The 19276-nt window shown below is 34.3% G+C and carries 13 protein-coding genes and 6 tRNA genes; all 19 read right to left on the bottom strand.

Annotated elements, in window-relative coordinates; genetic code table 11:
- Positions 1 to 35: 35 nt before the first annotated feature.
- The 19 genes from ACFFIT_RS09000 to ACFFIT_RS08910 all read right to left on the bottom strand — a co-directional run bounded on the left by ACFFIT_RS09000 (position 36) and on the right by ACFFIT_RS08910 (position 19193).
- Positions 36 to 965, bottom strand: a complete 930-nt coding sequence (locus ACFFIT_RS09000) for an ROK family protein (protein ID WP_385877320.1) — start codon at positions 963 to 965, stop codon at positions 36 to 38.
- 52 nt (positions 966 to 1017) lie between these two features.
- Positions 1018 to 2295: a Gfo/Idh/MocA family protein gene (locus ACFFIT_RS08995; RefSeq protein WP_385877319.1), complete on the bottom strand. Its 1278-nt coding sequence runs from the start codon at positions 2293 to 2295 to the stop codon at positions 1018 to 1020.
- A gap of 25 nt (positions 2296 to 2320) precedes the next feature.
- Positions 2321 to 3445, bottom strand: coding sequence for an ABC transporter ATP-binding protein (locus tag ACFFIT_RS08990; protein ID WP_385877318.1), 1125 nt, complete (start codon positions 3443 to 3445; stop codon positions 2321 to 2323).
- A 58-nt stretch (positions 3446 to 3503) separates the two neighbouring features.
- Complete coding sequence (locus tag ACFFIT_RS08985; protein ID WP_385877336.1) at positions 3504 to 4286, bottom strand: carbohydrate ABC transporter permease; 783 nt, start codon at positions 4284 to 4286, stop codon at positions 3504 to 3506.
- Between the two features lie 117 nt (positions 4287 to 4403).
- Positions 4404 to 5309: a carbohydrate ABC transporter permease gene (locus ACFFIT_RS08980; protein ID WP_385877317.1), complete on the bottom strand. Its 906-nt coding sequence runs from the start codon at positions 5307 to 5309 to the stop codon at positions 4404 to 4406.
- 140 nt (positions 5310 to 5449) lie between these two features.
- Entirely contained in the window at positions 5450 to 6697 is a 1248-nt protein-coding gene (locus ACFFIT_RS08975) for an ABC transporter substrate-binding protein (protein WP_385877316.1), read from the bottom strand.
- A 509-nt stretch (positions 6698 to 7206) separates the two neighbouring features.
- The gene (locus ACFFIT_RS08970; protein ID WP_385877315.1) at positions 7207 to 7941 is read right to left on the bottom strand and encodes an ankyrin repeat domain-containing protein; all 735 of its coding nucleotides are present in this window, start codon (positions 7939 to 7941) and stop codon (positions 7207 to 7209) included.
- A gap of 734 nt (positions 7942 to 8675) precedes the next feature.
- Entirely contained in the window at positions 8676 to 9305 is a 630-nt protein-coding gene (gene yfcD / locus ACFFIT_RS08965) for an NUDIX hydrolase YfcD (RefSeq protein ID WP_385877314.1), read from the bottom strand.
- Between the two features lie 50 nt (positions 9306 to 9355).
- Positions 9356 to 10315, bottom strand: coding sequence for a tRNA dihydrouridine(16) synthase DusC (gene dusC / locus ACFFIT_RS08960; protein ID WP_385877313.1), 960 nt, complete (start codon positions 10313 to 10315; stop codon positions 9356 to 9358).
- A 38-nt stretch (positions 10316 to 10353) separates the two neighbouring features.
- Entirely contained in the window at positions 10354 to 13467 is a 3114-nt protein-coding gene (locus ACFFIT_RS08955) for a [protein-PII] uridylyltransferase family protein (RefSeq protein ID WP_385877312.1), read from the bottom strand.
- Positions 13468 to 13485: 18 nt separating this feature from the next.
- On the bottom strand, positions 13486 to 13746 hold the full coding sequence (locus tag ACFFIT_RS08950) for a GrxA family glutaredoxin (RefSeq protein ID WP_385877311.1): 261 nt from the start codon (positions 13744 to 13746) through the stop codon (positions 13486 to 13488).
- A gap of 349 nt (positions 13747 to 14095) precedes the next feature.
- Positions 14096 to 14172 (bottom strand) — tRNA-Pro (locus tag ACFFIT_RS08945).
- Positions 14173 to 14193: 21 nt separating this feature from the next.
- Positions 14194 to 14270, bottom strand: a tRNA-Pro gene (locus ACFFIT_RS08940).
- 51 nt (positions 14271 to 14321) lie between these two features.
- Positions 14322 to 14397: transfer RNA gene (locus tag ACFFIT_RS08935), tRNA-His, on the bottom strand.
- A gap of 37 nt (positions 14398 to 14434) precedes the next feature.
- Positions 14435 to 14511, bottom strand: a tRNA-Arg gene (locus ACFFIT_RS08930).
- Between the two features lie 898 nt (positions 14512 to 15409).
- The gene (gene eno / locus ACFFIT_RS08925; protein WP_385877310.1) at positions 15410 to 16711 is read right to left on the bottom strand and encodes a phosphopyruvate hydratase; all 1302 of its coding nucleotides are present in this window, start codon (positions 16709 to 16711) and stop codon (positions 15410 to 15412) included.
- A gap of 167 nt (positions 16712 to 16878) precedes the next feature.
- Positions 16879 to 18513, bottom strand: coding sequence for a CTP synthase (gene pyrG, locus ACFFIT_RS08920; RefSeq protein ID WP_385877309.1), 1635 nt, complete (start codon positions 18511 to 18513; stop codon positions 16879 to 16881).
- 487 nt (positions 18514 to 19000) lie between these two features.
- Positions 19001 to 19077: transfer RNA gene (locus ACFFIT_RS08915), tRNA-Met, on the bottom strand.
- 40 nt (positions 19078 to 19117) lie between these two features.
- A tRNA-Lys gene (locus ACFFIT_RS08910) sits at positions 19118 to 19193 on the bottom strand.
- Positions 19194 to 19276: the final 83 nt, after the last annotated feature.

Genomic DNA, 19276 nt, shown 5'->3' with positions numbered 1-19276 from the left:
TAATCAAAATTCAACAGTTATTTCACCTTAAATATTTAAATGCTTTGATTTAACATAGCTGCACCTCTTACCCCACTGCTGTCTCCAAATACAGGAGGCAGTATTTTGGCAGGTACAACGTTAGGAAGAAGCCAATCAGTCATTTTTTTAGGAAGCCCAGAGTATATGTTTTGGATATTAGATAAACCCCCTCCTAATACAAAGGCATCTACATCGTATAGCAATTGTAGGCTAGCTAAAGCACTTGCTAGCATATCAAGATACATATCAAATAATTTGAGCGCTTCATTGTTGCCTAAACTTAGTTGCTGAGAAAAACCTTCCGTATTTAATACACTAAATCCTTTGGCATCAAGAACTTGAGCAAGTCCTGTTCCAGAAAGGTATCTTTCATTGCAAGCGGTTAAGCCGCAATTACACTTAAATAGAGGTAAATTATAGCGATTAATAATATTTGCTGACATCGGAACATGTCCCCACTCACCGGCAATACCATTTGATCCTCTAAAGAGTTTGCCTTCAAAAACTAATCCCCCACCTGCACCAGTTCCTAAGATGGTGCCAAAAATACTGGATAAGTTTTTAGTTTGTTCCGTATTAGCTTCAGATAGAGCAAAGCAACGACAGTCATTCTCTATGGCGACCTTTCGATTTAAAAGATGAGTCAATTCATCCACTAAATTTTTTCCTGTAAGACAAGGCACATTAACAGCTAACTGTTGCTTTGTCTTATGATTCACAATGCCTGGGATGCCAATACCTATTTTGCCTTTAGCATTTACTAAATTATCCGCAAATTCAACTAACCCCATGATACTGTCTATAAATTTTTTATAGTCATGAGTTGGAGTATAAGTTCTTTGAGAATGTAACTTATTAAAATTTGCATCAAAAATAGCAAGTTCAATTTTGGTTCCCCCCACATCAAAACCATAATAAAACTCGTTTTTTTGTATATTCATCATGGCTTACCCAGTATCCTTATGAAAATTAAACTCAACTCCCTTAGTGTGATCTCTACAACTCAATAACTTTTGAATTTAAACGCGACTCTTCTGCTTTAAAAACCATATGATGACTGGCAAGTGTTTGCTCCGGTCCAGAAAGAATTTTACTTGGATCATTTGTACGGATTGCATCTATAAAATGAGCCATTAAATAATAATCGCCGCCACCGTGCCCAGCCATATCTTTAATGTAGGGGTTATCACTTACTACGCTCAAATTATCCGCTTCGGTATCATAAATCTGCGTTTTATCATCAAGAAAAGTCGTCACATGTATATATCGACCATCCCCTTCTATTTGACCATGACTACCAAAAATTCTTGTTTTTCTATCAGACATAGGCGTAAATGCGGTCATTGTGAATGATACGGTTTGACCTTGTTCAAACTCCATATTAACAATTTGATGATCTACCACGTCATTATCACAATCATAAACACACGTACCGTATTGACTCCTCTCCAAAACTTTTACTAAATTTTCCTGTGAAGGATCAGCTGAGAGAATTTTAAGAGTGCTACTTTTAGCTTTCGGTGTAGTGCCAAGATAAATTTTCTTTGCAGAATATGGGCAATTTGATTCTGCAGCGCAATCGATACATTTATTTGCTGCATTAGGGGGGCGGTTTTCCTTTCTAAAGTGCGTTAAATTTCCAAATGAACTGATACGGATACACTTTGTATCCATGAGATAATTTAACCAATCAACATCATGGCATGATTTAGCTAATAACATGAATGAAGATTTAGCCGTATTCCCCCAATTACCACGAACAAATGAATGTGCTTGGTGCCAATATCCAACTGGTTCTAAATGCTGAATACTCACGACATCCCCGATAATATGAGTTCCAAGAATTTCCTTAAGTTTTTTCGTATATGTTGTATATCTGAGCACATGCCCAACTGTAAACATCACTTTATTTTTAATCACTTCGTTAACTATTGTTTCACACTCTGTTTCAACAGGTGACATCGGTTTTTCTAGCAGAATATGATATCCTAATCTTGCAAATGCAATTGCAGGCTCCAAATGCATATTATCTTGCGTACAAATAAGCACGGCATCGGCCATTTTTGCTTTATTTGCAGCCTCTTTCCAATCTAAAAAAATCGCTTCTTTTTCAATGCTATGCATTTGTACAAAAGGAATTCTATAGTCTTCTCTAGGTTCAGCTACACCAACAACTTTCATTAAATCCGGGTGAGCGAGCGCATATTTAGAGTAAATTTCGCCACGCGCTCCACATCCAATAACTAAAACTGTTACCACTTTTGAAATCGTCATATAATCACCTTTTAAATAGACTTAATTACTTATTAATACCTAAATTTTTTTCTGTTTTTATGTCAAATAAATGTACTTTATCCAAATCAAAAACCAATATAATTTCTTCTTCTAATTGGGGTTCCCATTCAAGACTGGTTGCTACCCTGGTAAGCACAACAACATTCCCAATTTGGCAATGCAATAAATCTTCATTACCCATTCTTTCAATTGTTTTTATTTTTGCTGTGAAATGATTTGGAGACGTTAATAAGTCCCTATCAAAATTAAGTACTTTTATATCTTCTGGTCTTATTCCAAAAGTCACCTGCTCTTCTTGATAATTATGAATAATTCCCATTAATCGTTCATTTGATGTAATGGAGACTTCCTTTTGTATCAAGAGTTCATTTCCTTTTATTTTTGCATCCCACAAATTCATTGGTGGACTTCCAATAAATTCGGCCACGAATTTATTGGCTGGAAAATGATACAACTCAGTTGGCTTATCTACTTGCATTATTTGGCCTTGATTCAAAACACAAATTCTATCGCCCATCGTCATTGCCTCAACTTGATCATGTGTTACATAAATCATCGTGGCATTTTTTCCGGATTTTTTTAAATCATTGTGTAATTCAATTAATTGTAACCTCATTGTTACTCTAAGTTTTGCATCTAAATTAGATAAAGGCTCATCAAACAAAAATACTTCCGGGCTTCTAACAATCGCTCGCCCTAAAGCCACTCTTTGGCATTGACCTCCAGAAAGTTGGCTTGGTTTTCTATCCAAAAGTTGTGTTAGTTCAAGTTTTTCAGCGGCATCAAGCACTCGTTTTTCAATTTCTTCTTTTGTAAAATTGCCCCTAAGACTAAAAGCCATATTTTTATAGACTGACATATGAGGATATAAAGCATAGTTTTGAAAAACCATCGCTATTCCTCTTTCTTTTGGTAGTTCGTCGTTAACACAACGTCCATCAATTAAAATTTCACCGTCTGATATGCTTTCAAGGCCTGCTATCATTCTTAAGAGTGTTGATTTAGCGCAACCAGATGGACCAACAAAAACAAGAAATTCTCCATCTTTTATATCCAAATCCACCCCATGTATCGCTTGAAATCCATTTGGGTATATTTTTTTTACTTTTTTTAATTGAATACTGGCCATGCTTCCTACCTTATTGAATAATAAATTGTTCTTAAAAGATAATTATCAAATTCACTATTTAGCCTTTGACACCTGCGTTAGCAATCCCTTGAATAAAATATTTTTGGAAAACAACAAAAAGCATTAACATAGGCAAAATAGCCATTAGAGCGCCAGCCATTAATAAGGGATATTCAACACCTGCCCTACCAGATAACGATGCTAAACCAACAGGTAATGTCAATTTATCTGTACTGGTATTGACTATCATAGGCCACATGAGATTATTCCAACTCCATAAACCATTAATGATAATACAAGCGATGATCCCTGGTTTTACGAGCGGTAACATTATTTTCCAAAAAATTTGAAAATGGTTATATCCATCTATCAATGCAGCCTCTTCCATTTCCTTTGGTATCGACATAAAAAATTGCCTAAGAAGGAAAGTAGCGTAAATACTGAATATTGTGGGTAAAATCACACCAGGAATTGAATTGAGTAAACCTATTTTTTGGATAATCAAAAATTGAGGAATTAGGAAAGCTTGTCCTGGTACCATTAAAATGGAAACACAGAGAATAAAAATAAAATCTCTACCTTTAAATATTAACCTGGCAAAGCTATAAGCCGCTAAACAGGCGATAAGTGTTTGGAGTATTACGGTTGAAAAAGTTACCAACATAGAATTAATATAAAAAGTCGCAAATGGAATTTCATCAAGTATATTGGGATAATTTTCAAATCTAAAAAGCTCGGGTATGATTGTTGGGGGCGTTTGGATGCTCTCACCTTGAGTTTTTAGAGAAGTAATTATCATCCAAATAAAAGGCGTTAAGCATAGCAACCCAGCAATAATCATGAATAAATGAACAAAGCAACAGTTCTTTCTTATAAAATTAGAAATATTTAATTTAGCTGGGGTATTGATTGTCATATCAGTCATATTTCAAAGCCTCTATTATTATATTTTCTAACATTAATTTACGCTGAGTTTCTTACCAAGAAACATCTGAATAAGGGTAATTAATAAAGTAACCGCAAACAGTACTACAGTTATTGCTGAGGCATATCCCTTTTCTTGGATATAAAATGCGTATTTGTAAAATAAAGAAGTGATCGTCATGACTTCATCTTCGAGCAGCGTATTGCCAAACATTAAAAATACGACATCAAATACCTGAAGTACCTCGATAAAAGTCATGATGGATACAAAAAATAAAGTGGGCACCATTAAAGGTAAGGTAACAAAAAAGAAAACTCTGATTTTACTTATCCCATCAATAAGTGTAGCTTCGTAAATTTGTTTAGATATTCCTTGCAGACCTGCCAGTAAAATAATTACTTTTACTGCTAATGAAGACCAGATAATAATAATTGAAACACTTATTTTGACTATATCAGGATTTGAAAGCCAGCCGACATCTTCTAATCCGAAATAGTTAAGGGTTTGATTTAATAACCCGAAATCCTTATTAAAAAGCCATTTCCATACCATTGCTACCGCTGCAGGCATGGTAATCGCAGGTAAGAAGAGAAGCGTACGATAAACAGATTTTCCTTTTATTGATTGGTTCAAGCCTATTGCTAATAATAAAGATAAAGAGAGAATAATCGGGACGCAAATGACCACATAAATTAGCGTATTAATAATTGCAATCCATATATCGGTATCCTCAAAAAATAAACGGGTGTAATTATCTAAGCTAATAGAGGACCAATTCATAAATTGGTCTAAATCCGTGAAGCTGAAGAAAATATTTTGTAAAAAAGGGATAAAATAAAAAACCGCAAGCCCCAAAACTAAAGGAAGCAACATAACCCATCCCCAAAATCTCTCAGCTTTTTCAAGGCGGCTTAATTTTATGTTTACTTGAGAATTCATTTTTAGCATCCAAATAATTAATTATTGAGGGTTAAAAAATTTATAATTTAAGTCTAGAGAAAAACTATATCAGTCTTGAGTGACATTTTTATTAAACTTTTTTAGCACTTCTATTACACATCAATATTATTTCCGCATGATTATTGCCCCATTGTTTTTTCAATTTTTTCTATCACTTTACTCATTTCTTTTGTCGCATCTGACCCTAAGAAGATCTTTTTAAGTGCTGATAGCCATAGATTTTGCCATTTTGGATTATTAGTTCCAGCAACTGGATAAGCTTTTGAAAATTGTAATGTCTCAATATAAGGCGACACATCCACTGTTTTAATACTTTCAGCCCACACTTTAGACGCATTTTTATTAGCGGGAATTGCTGATGTACCCAGTTGAGATTGTGCTTCTTCAGAGGCTAAATAGGAAATATATTGCCAAGCAGCTTCTTTTTGTTTACTAGCCGATGAGATAGCATAACTGACGCTGTGGGAGACACTTGCTTGAATGTCAATCTTAGGCATCATAACAACACCTACGTGCTTATTGATAATTTCATTGTTAGCAAAAGGACCAGCAAGCCAAGAACCTGCATAAGCTAAAGCGACCCTATCGGATTGAAATGCCTCTTCCGTTTTTAACTCAGACATCTGCTCAATAGAAGGTAAGGAACCATCTTGCATCATTTCTTGCAACTGTTCATAAACCCATATTGCCTCTTGTGAAGCAATATCAGTCGGTTTATCTCCCATAGGAGTTATATGTAATCCTTTTTGATATAAAAGATTGAGATAACTATCTTGACCATCTCCAGACAAGTCCATCATTAATGGGAACGCTTTATCACCTAATTTTTCATGTAACTGCTTAGTAGTGTTTCTTAAGTCATCCCAAGTCCAATCATTTGTCGGATAGGCAATTCCAGCTTCATCAAATAATTTTTTGTTATACCAAACTGCAATTGAATCAACGTCTCTTGGAATAGTCATTTGCTCACCATTGTATTGATAGGCTTTAATAGAACTATCTAACATAGTGGTTACATCAAATTTTGTTGATGCAATATGTGCATTAAGTGGTTCAATAATGCCATTTTTAGAATATTGAGTAACGTTTGGCATATTCATCCAAAAAATATCAGGCGATACCCCACCTGTTGATGCTGCACCCAACTTCACAAAAAATTCTTTATAGGGTGTTAATTCAAATTCAATTTTTACACCAGGGTTTTTTTCTTCGTATTTTCGCGCTAACGCTTCTTCATAAGGAAGTTGGTTTCTGTCCCACAATGCATACCTGAGCACAATATCTTCAGCATGTGCTAACGGCGATAACCCTACCGTGCAAAGTATGGTTAAAGTGGATAATTTAAATATGCTTTTTGTTGTGTTCATTGTTAAATCCTCATAAATGAAAAAGTAAAAAACTCGAAACCAAAACAATATGTTAAAAAAATGTTAATTAACTGTTAAATCTTGTTCTATAAAAATAATATGTACTAAATCAAAAGCCGTCAAATTAATAAATTGAAAAATGTGATATGAAATATTTACGATTCTTTAAAAAAATCGAAAGAATGAAAGGTGTTTTTTCCAATAACTCGAAAGAAAAGAAATTTTTTTTCAATAAAACAAAGAATTGAAATCTTATCTAGTTTTTAAATAGAAATTAAAGTGAGAGGTAAAAACAATAAGAGGTTTTGTTATGATTTTTAGATTATTAATCTAATATGTGATGTGATTAACATTATTTATTTAGAGAAAGAGACGATAAAGAGTATTATTTTTCCTATTACATTTGAAAAATAAATTTTTATTTAATCTTATTACAACAAAACCAATAGGGTTGAATACCGCTATTGGCTTTTTGATTAAATTAATGTAGGAACAATTAGATAGTTCTATTAACAGCTTGGTTTACCTGTTTTAAAATTAACTGCGCCTTTTGAAATTAAATAATCAGCTACTTCTTGATATCCCCCTTTACAAGCAAACGTTAAAGCATTTTGTTGCTTAGGTTCACTGATAAGATGTATATCTGCGCCTTCATCAATTAAAAATTTAACGATGTCTAATCGGTCATTACTTGCTGCAACTATAAGCATCGTTTCACCATCGGCTTCTTGCTCATTAATATCGATTTTATCTTTTAGCATAGGATATAGATAGTTAACTACATTGATATTTTTACCTAAAATAGCTGATTTAAGTACATTTTTCACGTCAGCAATATCTGTAGCAAATAGATTAGCCCCTGACTCAACTAGGTATTTAACCATATCTTCATACCCGATAAATGCCGCCCAACCCAGTGCGGTTTGTCCTAAGGAAGCCTCATCTTTAACTTCAATATCTTGACCCTGCTCAACCATTTTTTTTACGGTCTCTAAATCACCACGTTTTACCGCATCAAACCAGCTAGCATGAGGTCCTTTTGAGGGTGATTCGTAAAATATACGATGTGACAATTTTGTCGGACTTGCGATATCAATCATCTCTTCTTTAGAAAATCGAAAACCGTCAACGGCAGTTTGAGCATGCGCAAACATTCCAATGCATAGACTAGATAATGCAAATAGCGTAGTGCATATTTTTTTTTGTGTATTTAATTTTTGTGTTTTACGTGAAGACAAAAGCATAGAGTTCCCTCGATTTTTAAGTAAAAAGCTAAGTCAAACTGCTACTTAGCGGAAAGGTAAAAAAATTCTCAGCATTTAAATTAACACAGTGAATATTAATTTAAAAATTAATTAAATTTCATAAATCAGTTTGCAAGTCAAATGACGTTTTAGGGTAATATGACCAATATGCATTTTATCCACATAAGATTGCCATAGTTGTGGATAAAATAACATTGAATTTTTTTGTACAAGTAATTAAAAGTTATTCACGGAATCTGTGGATAACTCTGTGCATATACATATAACACCTAGGGTAAACTTGCTATATTATTGGCTTTGAATTAAGTGGATGAAAAATAACCACATCAATTTGCTTTTATTATTTTACTTAATTTTCATAGACTTAACTAATGTCAAATGCTTTTTTTTTCTATTCGCAAGTACATTTAACTCTACTTCGGGGAAATCTTTCCTCTCACTACTTTTGGGGATAATTAGATAAGTGTCAAGGAAAATAATTTTTTTTTTAGTCTATTAACTTAAGAAATCTGCTTGACATTTACTGTGCTTTTCAAATTGAAAAATGCAGTTAATAACAAGGCAGGGTCAAAAAATGCACCAGGCTGTGGATAACTTAATTCAGTGAGCACTATACAATGATAAATTAATTTAACAACAGAGACATAAAGCACGACTGAGCATAATTATTTGAGGATAACCCATCCATTTTATTTTTTGCCAGTAAAATGTACCTAGTCCCTATTGATCCATTTAGTTAAAGCAAAAATAGAATCGGTAGTGAACTGCTGTTGATTATCAAAAATATCATCAATATTCATCCATTTGACTTCATCAATTTCGGTCGCTTGCAAAGCAAATGGCCCTGTAGAAATACAACTATATAAATAGCCGATGATGTTTTGTCTCTCAGTTGAAAATTGAAATTGCCCATGGAATACAAAAGGAATATCGACGATCCCAAGTTCTTCTTCTGCTTCTCTTTTCATGCTCAAAAGAATATCTTCTTCTTTTTGAACAACGCCACCAGCAGCCGCATCCCAATAGCCTGGATAAAAATCTTTATTAAGTGTTCTTTTTTGGACGAGGACTTGATTTTGAGTGTTATGGACAATTAAATAAGTTGCTTTATGTAGCATTCCATTCTCTCTCATGACTTTTCTTGTCATTTCACCAATAGGTACACCATTGGGATTTAATAAATCAATCCATTCTTCCCTATCTATCACCGCTTGAATAGTCAAAACTTCTTCGTTCATTTGAAAATTGACATCTAATTCGCATGGTAGTTCTCTTTGTCCAGAATTATGATTGTCTGGACTTCCATCATACTCTATAACTTCCTCATCTGGGGATTTGATCATTTTTCTATTCCTTTTTCAATAAATTCCAAAAGACTTAAACAACCTCTTATCTAAAATGTAATTTCTTGCTTTATTCTATCTAAAATGGTTTGATTTGATTTCACACTTCGAATGTCCTGGTATAGCTCTAATGCTTCAGGATACTGAATTAATATATATCTAAGCCACTGCTTGGTTCTCATCATATGATACTGCTTTTTTATATCTTGCTCTTTTTCTAGAGCAAAATAGTTAATAAGCAACTTTATAACGTCCTCAAAAAGCATTGGCTTTTCATTATGTTTTATTACGTTTGCAATATTAGGTAAAGCTAAAGCCCCTCGACCTATCATCAGATCAGAACAACCTGTTGCATACATACATTCTATTGCAGATTGCAAACTCCATATTTCACCATTGGCAACCACTTGTAAACAAGTTTGCTCGCGAATTTCTTTAATTTTATTCCATTTGATTTTATCTGCTTGGTAGCCATCTTCTTTCGTTCTTCCGTGCACGAAAATCATATCAGCACCAGCTGACTCTATCGCATCAACTATTTCATGGGTAGGAGTCGAATCATCCCACCCTAATCTAATTTTGACGCTAAACTGATTATTGGGCATATCTTTAATTGCACTTGCTATCGCCAGTACCGCCTGATAAATAGTTTCAGGAGATTTTAATAAAACCGCGCCCCCGCCATGACCATTTACGAAACGGGAAGGACATCCGCAATTTAAATCAATGCCATGAGAGCCTAACTCCAACGCTCTATAAGCATTTAGTGCCAGAAAAATAGGGGATTGTCCAAGCAGTTGAATTCGCACAGGTGTACCACTGGATGTTTTTCCATACGATTGTAACTCTGGGCATATCTTATAAAACGATTTTTTAGGTAATAGCGTATCTGTTACTCTTAAAAATTCGGTAATACATAAATCGTAGTTATTAATTTGTGTTAACAGGTGCCTTACTAAAGGATCTAAAACGCCCTCCATAGGCGCTAGATATATTTTATTACTTTTCAATGATAGCCCCTTGCTGATCACATTTGAATAGTGGTGGGTTATGCATCATAACTATCTAATATCCTAATTAAATTTTGTTTGAGAAGTGCTTGCATGTCCTTAGTTAAGGCTTTTCTATCGTGGGTACTAAGTAAAAACATATCCTCAATTTTTTCTCCAACCGTCATGATTTTAGCCCCAATAACTCGTAAAGACAGTTTAGCAAATTCATTAGCAATTAGAACCAATAAACCCGGTCTATCAAGGGTCATAATTTCAATTTCAGTTTGTTGACTCAGTGGATGATTAGTCATTGTAATCTGGCTAACTAATGAAAAATGGGCTTCAACATAATGTGCTCGTTTAGCCGGGGGAATAGGCAAAGTGGGTTGCTTTAATAAAGTGAGTAAAGCATTTTTTAATTTGAGCTGTCTTTCCAATGCTAGAGGTCTATTGTCGCGTTGAGATAAAATAAATGTATCCATAGCCATATTATCTTTTTGCGTGAAAATTTGTGCTTGCAATACCGACAAATTCATTTTATCAATTGTGCTAACAATAGCAGCAAACAGATTATCTTTATCCTTTGTCCATATGAAAAGTTCTGTTGCACCAGGTGTTAATTGATTTGTCATCAATACTGCTGTCTTTGACAAATCCATGTTCTGCTTTTTAACTGTATTGTAGTGAGTGATAATCCCTATCTGATATCTATCATTTTGATTTTTTATATTTTCACACTCATCATTTTCTTTTCTTTTGTAACTAGAATCATTAGTAATATTTTCACTCTTACATAGATATTTCATTAGCAATTTATCTACATGCCAAGCTAGTGATTCACCGTTATGATAGATAAAATAATCAACTCTGCAGCGACGCCAAAATTGCATTATTGCACGGCTATAGACACACGATTGATTAGTTCTCGATAGCGTGAGTCCATGATGTTTATTGAGCCAAGTTAAAGCATCGAGTTGCTTATTTCTAATAGAACTTCTTATTTGCTTAAAAACAGTTTGATTATTTTCTAAAAGAACCTCGATTTTAAAGTATAGTTCATCTAATAATGATTTTTTCCAATTACTGAGAAGCGCATAATGAGTCCCTTTTATATCGGCAACAGTTAAAAGATAGAGAGCAGCAAGTCTCTCTTTGGTCGCAATGTTATCGGCTAATGCTTTTAATAGATAAGTATCCGATATGTCTTTTCTCTGCGCTGTCACTGAAAATATAAGATGATTACGAATCAGCCATGAAATTTCTTCTCTATCTTCAAAATTAATATCATGTAGCAAAGCAAAATGATTAAAGATCTCCCCCCCCACCTCAGAATGATTTGCTTTTTTGCCTTTACCAATATCATGAAAGAGAGCCGCCAGTTTTAACCTGTGTGGATATTTTAATTGAGAGAATATATGATAAACCAAATCTTCCTTATTAGCGTTCGCAAAAGACTCAATATTTAACAACACTTGAATGGTATGTTCATCAACAGTATAGGCATGAAACCTATCAAATTGCATTAATCCTGAAACATGGGACCACCCTTTATAATAATCCCAAAAAATACCCAATTGATGTAATAAACGAATCGCTGAGTAAATACTCGAAGGATGGATTAACAAGTTAAAGAATCTTTTTCTTGTTTCAATATTAAGTGTCTCACAATCTGGGAGGTTTACTAAACTTAAATTGATTGCGGTTTGATAATCCAACACATCTAAAGTAAGTTTATATTTCACCATTTCTTCTAAAAGCGTTAATAACTCATCTACATCACCAATATCATTTCCCTTCGCTTTTTTTTTCAACAAACGACTGGGGTTGATAAGACTTAAGTTATCTTTTTTTAGTTTTTTTGGATGTGAAAACGCTTTTATTTTGGTTTGGTTCTTAAATTGCTTAATGCTGTCGCCAGGAATCCATTTCGCCCTGATGATATCTAAAGCAACTAGTTTGCTTTGTTTTGTTTTAGGAATTAAAGCACCAGAAAAATGATAAAAACAACTCATCAGCTCAATTTGTTTTATCGTCTCATTGATTTGTTTTATGAAAATAATATTCTGTAGGGTAACTCCTGCCGCTGTTTGATAGAACTGTTTCATCAATTTTTCAACATCTTTATTGACTTCAGCTAGTGAACTTTGTCCGGAACCATTATAAAGGAGCTCTGTATCTTCATAAATAAAATTATATTCCTGCGCGATAGTGAGCTGATGCATAAACAACAGTCTATCTTCTTTTTTGGTTGTTATAGAATGCAGACAAAAACGTAAAAGGATCAAAGTGCATTCATACTCTTTAAGTACAGCTTCAACTGCATAGACTAATTGATTATAGGAAGAGAGCTGTGGATTATTCTTGAATTTCTCTTGAATCCAATAAATAAGGTGAATATCTCTAAGTCCACCTGGTGTTTTTAAAAGATGGGGTTCAAGGTGATAGCTAGTATCTTGAAAAAGTCGATGTCTGGTAGATTGTTCTATTATTTTTTGTTTGGCAAAATATCTAGTTGCTAAAAGTTTATCTTCGTATTTATCTACAGCGATTGCATTATATTTAAGTTCAGATCCTTTGATTAATCGTCTAAAAATAAGACTAGTTTCAAATTGAATATCACTTGAGATGATTTGTAAAAGCTCAGAAACACAATGCGTCTTAATGCTGGGTTCTAATCCTACATCCCACAAAAATTGAGTTAATTGAACAACGAGTTCCTTACTGGCTAGCAGAGTATCTTCTTCATCAAATATAAAGAGAAGATCAATGTCAGAGTATAACGAAAGTATTTGTCTGCCGTACCCCCCGGTTGCAATTAATAAATAATGGCTCTCTTCTTGTTCCGAATGCATCGTATCAATCCATTGTAATAGCAAGGAATCAATATAGCTTGATCGATATTGCGAGAGTTTTAAAGCAAAATGTTTAGCTTCTGAAAAGTATTTTATTTTTTTTAAAGCATTTATCTGCCATTCATTAAAAGCCTGAATATTCTGTTTGATTGTATTTAAAAATAAATAATCAGGCTTTTCAAACATAAACGGAAAGGGAACTAAGGAAGATTTCAAACCAGCAAAACTGCTTTCTAAAACATCTACATGTTTTTTGAACTCAAGATCGTATTGAAGCATTAAGTTGCCATATCCATTACTGTTTGAATCTTTACTCAATAAGTTGAACCGCTAATTTTAATAATCACCTATATTAGCTTTTACATAAGCATCAAAATCAGTAAATCCACCAATACTTTGTCCATCGATAATAACTTGTGGTACTGTTTCAACGGGTTTTTTAATAATGTCAGCCAGATCTTCTTTAGTCAGCCCTTTAGCAATCATATCGATGTACTCGAAATTAAATCCTGCAACATTTTCTTTTAAACGAAGTGCAAGGGCTTTAGCTCTTACACAATAAGGACAGTTGTCTCTACCATAAATAGTTACTTGCATTTTAAACTCCTTGAGTCATGAATAGTCAATTAAGCACTTTTTAACAACCGAAGTTAGGTGTACTCATAAAACCGCAATGAAGTATAGCAATCATTCGAGTAAAAACCAAATAAGGAAATGGAATAACTTATATTCATGATGAATATATAGAAAAACTTAAATTTTGATTAACTGCAAGATTCTCAATATTAGCAGAAACTATTATAGCAAAGAACATTCAAATTTAAGAATGTATTCACCTAAATGACATTAGCACTATCACTCACTATGGGGTATTAATAGATAGAAGAAACGAAATAGTTAAAGAAGTAAAAAATTTATATTTTTTTAGGGGGGATTAATAGACTAATGGTCGGCGAGATAGGATTCGAACCTACGACCCACTGGTCCCAAACCAGTTGCGCTACCAAGCTGCGCTACTCGCCGAATAAGGCATAAAATTTAAAGTGGTCGGCGAGATAGGATTCGAACCTACGACCCACTGGTCCCAAACCAGTTGCGCTACCAAGCTGCGCTACTCGCCGTCTATACAACTAGTTTAATACTAAAAAAGCTAACTGTCTAGTCATAAAAAATGGGGTGACTGATGGGACTCGAACCCACGACGACTGGAATCACAATCCAGGGCTCTACCAACTGAGCTACAGTCACCACTGAAAAAACAACGAATGAAATTCCCGTGCCTAATTGGCGCGCCCGACAGGATTTGAACCTGAGACCTCTGCCTCCGGAGGGCAGCGCTCTATCCAGCTGAGCTACGGGCGCTTTGCGCCGTTGCGGAGCGCATATTACGTATTTATCGCACTAATGTCTAGTACTTTTTGCATTTTTTTGTCTATTTGCCTAAGGTTTAGACAAAATAGAGGGTTAATGGCTATTAAACCGATATAACTATCAATTAAGTTAACACTTCACCTCCCTCTCAGTAGATTACGGAGAGGACTATTAAATCATTTAGTTAAGACAAATCTATTCCAATGTAAAATTAATTCCTAGATCATATACTAACTTGAGGGGCGTTAAACTAACCCCAAAAGCATACTTATCTTCCATTATTATTTGCACTTAATAAGTTACCCTACTTTGTGTGTTCCGTCAGATGCATTTTAGATTAATGTATTAAGCACTTGCCTTAACTACATGGCTAAAGTGCTAACGTAAAGACTGATTTTTTAGTGAACTTTTTGCACACTCTCAGGATACAATCTAAAGTAAATTTAATGGCTTATTTACCTCCATTTGTTCATCATATTACGCAATTCCTATAGATTCATCCTATCTTTTAGTCTCTTTGTCAGCTGCCTTCTCTGCCCTTTCTTTTCTTTTCTTTTCTTTTCTTTGTTTTCTTTCCTTATTCTTTTTTTCTAATAAGAGTTTCGTATACAAACAAGAAATCCTTATAGCTAGCAACTCACTCTTTGAAAGAATACTCTCAAAATACTCTCAACACATGCTTATCTATGCACGTTCTTGTCCTCGCGTGCATCGTTATTTTCTTTAACTTGTTTATGAGAGTTAAATACAATTAGAGGAGTGTCACTATAAGTGTATGTTCTATTAAATACACGCTTTGTTTAGCTTTATTTAAAACACCAAAAACAAAAAAAGCTACATTGCTGTAGCTTTTTTTTAATGATTAATCCAGTTAAAGTAAAAGCAATTATTAAGCTTGACCCTTAACTTCCTTTAGTCCATTAAATGGTGCTTTATTACCTAAAGCTTCTTCGATACGAATTAATTGATTATATTTAGCAACCCTATCAGAACGGCTCATAGAACCTGTTTTAATTTGGCCAGCAGCAGTACCTACCGCTAAATCTGCGATAGTTGCATCTTCAGTTTCACCTGAACGATGAGAAATGACCGCTGTGTAACCAGCATCTTTAGCCATTTTAATTGCTGCTAGAGTTTCAGTTAATGTCCCAATTTGATTTAATTTGATCAAAATTGAGTTTGCTATACCTTTATCAATACCTTCTTTGAAAATTTTGGTATTTGTTACAAAAAGATCGTCACCAACGATTTGAATTTTGTTTCCTAATACTTTAGTTTGATAAGCAAAGCCATCCCAATCTGATTCATCAAGACCATCTTCTATTGAAACAATTGGATATTCATTAGCTAGATTTTCTAAGTAATGAGTAAATTCATTTGAAGTAAATGTTTTACCCTCACCTTTCATATTATAGATTCCAGCCTCTTTATCATAAAATTCAGAAGCAGCACAGTCTAAAGCTAGCGTAATATCTTTTCCTAAGGTGTAACCTGCAGCAGAAACCGCTTCTTTAATAACTGCCAATGCAGCTGCGTTTGATTCTAAATTTGGTGCGTAGCCACCTTCATCACCAACAGATGTACTTAATCCTTTAGATTTTAATACTTTAGCTAAATGATGAAACACTTCTGAACCCATTCTTACAGCTTCTTTAAAAGTCTTTGCACCTACAGGCTGAATCATAAACTCTTGGATATCAACATTATTATCACCATGCTCACCACCATTGATGATATTCATCATAGGTAACGGCATTGAGTATTGACCTGGAGTACCATTTAACTCAGCTACATGAGCAAATAGAGGTAAACCTTTTGATGCGGCAGCAGCTTTCGCAGCAGCTAAAGAAACAGCGAGGATGGCATTAGCCCCTAAATTAGCTTTATTATCTGTTCCATCTAAATCTATCATGATTTTATCGATGTTAGCTTGATCTTTTGCATCTTTACCAACTAACGCTTCAGCAATGCATCCGTTTACCGCATTAACTGCTTTTAAAACACCTTTACCAAGGTAACGTGATTTATCACCATCTCTTAATTCTAAAGCTTCACGTGAACCTGTCGAAGCACCAGATGGTGAAGCAGCTAAGCCAACAAAACCACCCTCTAAATGAACTTCTGCTTCAACAGTTGGGTTACCACGTGAATCGATGATTTCACGTCCTATTACTTTTACGATTTTAGCCATCTTTTTATCCTCTTTTAGTTAAATGAGTTGTTATAGTTAAAACACTACTGTCAAATACTTTACACGAAATTGTGATTTATGCCAAATTATTCGATATGATTTCTGATATTAATCAATCAATCAATTGCTTATCAATTGAAACTCTAATTTCTATGCCATAAGGCTAGTTATACACTTTTTTGAAATTCAAATGATGCTTTTACAAATCCTTCAAATAATGGATGTCCATCTCTTGGTGTTGAAGTAAATTCGGGGTGAAATTGTGAAGCAACAAACCATGGATGTTCTGGCAGTTCGATTATCTCAACTAATTTGTTGTTACTACATTTGCCCACAATACGCATGCCAGCGGCTTCCATTTGAGCTATGTACTTATTGTTTACTTCATAGCGATGGCGATGTCTTTCAACAATTTGTTCTTTTTTATAAAGTTGTGCACTCAAACTACCAGGCTTGAGATTAACAAGTTGGCCTCCTAAACGCATAGTTCCACCTAAATCAACCTCTTCATCGCGTTGGACGACTTCACCGTGTTCATCCTGCCACTCTGTCACTAAAGCTATCACTGGACTGGAGGTTTTATTATCAAACTCTGTCGAATTGGCATCTAATAGATTAACAACATTTCTTGCAAATTCAATAAATGCAACTTGCATTCCAAGACAGATCCCCATAAAAGGGATTTTGTTCTCTCTTGCATATTGAGCAGCAAGAATTTTACCTTCAACACCACGATAACCAAATCCGCCTGGAATTAAAATGCCAGAAAGACCTTGTAAAATTTCGTCTACTCCCCGTGTCTCAATATCTTGGGAGTCGATTAATTTAATATTGACACTGACTCTATTTTTTAAACCGCCATGCTTTATTGCTTCAATTACGGATTTATATGCATCAGGCAATTCCACGTATTTCCCAATCATTCCTATGGTGACTTCTCCCATAGGATTTGACTCAGCATATAAAACTTGTTCCCATTCACTTAAATCAGCTTCAGCTGTTTTAAAATTAAATTTACTACAGACAAAATCATCAAGTCCCTGAGATTTTAAAAGTGCAGGGATTTTATAGATTGAACTAACATCTTTTAATGAAATAACCGCTTTTTCAGGGACATTACAAAATAGTGCAATTTTAGAACGCTCATTGGCTGGAATGCTTTGTTCAGAACGACAAATTAAAACATCAGGTTGAATGCCTATAGATAAGAGTTCTTTAACAGAGTGCTGAGTAGGTTTTGTTTTAACTTCGCCTGCAGTAGCTATGTATGGAACTAACGTTAAATGTAGAAATAGCGTATTTTCACGTCCCACTTCAACCGCCATTTGACGAATAGCTTCTAAAAATGGAAGAGATTCTATATCACCTACCGTGCCACCAATTTCAATAAGAGCAATATCATAGCCTTGGCTACCTGCAATAATTCTGTCTTTTATTTCATTGGTAATATGCGGAATAACCTGTACAGTAGCACCTAGATAATCACCTCGACGCTCTTTTTTTAAAACAGTTGAGTAAACTCTACCTGTAGTAAAACTGTTTCTTCTAGTCATCTTTGTGCGAATGAAACGCTCATAATGTCCCAAATCAAGATCTGTTTCAGCTCCATCATCTGTAACATAGACTTCACCATGTTGAGTTGGATTCATAGTACCAGGATCTACATTAATATATGGATCGAGTTTCATCATGGTAACACGTAACTTACGTGCTTCTAAAATTGCGGCAAGTGACGCTGCGGCTATGCCTTTTCCTAATGAAGAAACAACACCGCCAGTAACAAATACATATTTAGTGGTCATATTACACTCTGGAGAAATATCGATTGAATTAGAAGAATTTGATATCTAATTGATATACAATCCACTTTTTAATAAAGTCGAAATTACAATTAAATATACATGTTAGACGGGAAAACAGTATATATGAATATAAGTCTATTAACAAATAGCTTTTTTGTTGATTTTCGTAATTTATTTTAACCTTGCTAACATAAGGTGATTTAAGTTAACTCAATAGTTCTTATTAGCACATCAATTATATAAAATTGTAAATTGCTAGTACTGAATATTTTTTGACGGAGTTAGAACCCAATTAAAAATACTTATCTTTTTTAATTTTACTTGGTGTGCTTACTGTTCCTAGAATAAATAAATTAATTTATTTATTCCTTTTTTCATAAAACACAAGGCTAGAAGAAATGAGTTTTTTGATTCAATTTCAAGACTACATATGATTGCTATAATTTGCAAACTATATTTTCACACTAGAAACTGAACACTATAGAAGTGGTTGCGGGGGCAGGATTTGAACCTACGACCTTCGGGTTATGAGCCCGACGAGCTACCAAGCTGCTCCACCCCGCGACTGAGATGATTTTAATTTATTTTGCAGTTAATTTTTTGCTGGTGGGTCGTGCAGGATTCGAACCTGCGACCAATTGATTAAAAGTCAACTGCTCTACCGACTGAGCTAACGACCCAACACCACCATTTTAGAATGTTTTGAGTGTAGATCAAGTTTTTTTTGAAAATTTACATCTATTTGAATACAATTAAATCAAAT

Origin of the sequence: Thorsellia kenyensis, from assembly GCF_042432445.1 — a bacterium.
Taxonomy (GTDB): domain Bacteria; phylum Pseudomonadota; class Gammaproteobacteria; order Enterobacterales; family Thorselliaceae; genus Thorsellia; species Thorsellia kenyensis.
This window is presented reverse-complemented; position numbering and strand designations above follow the sequence as displayed.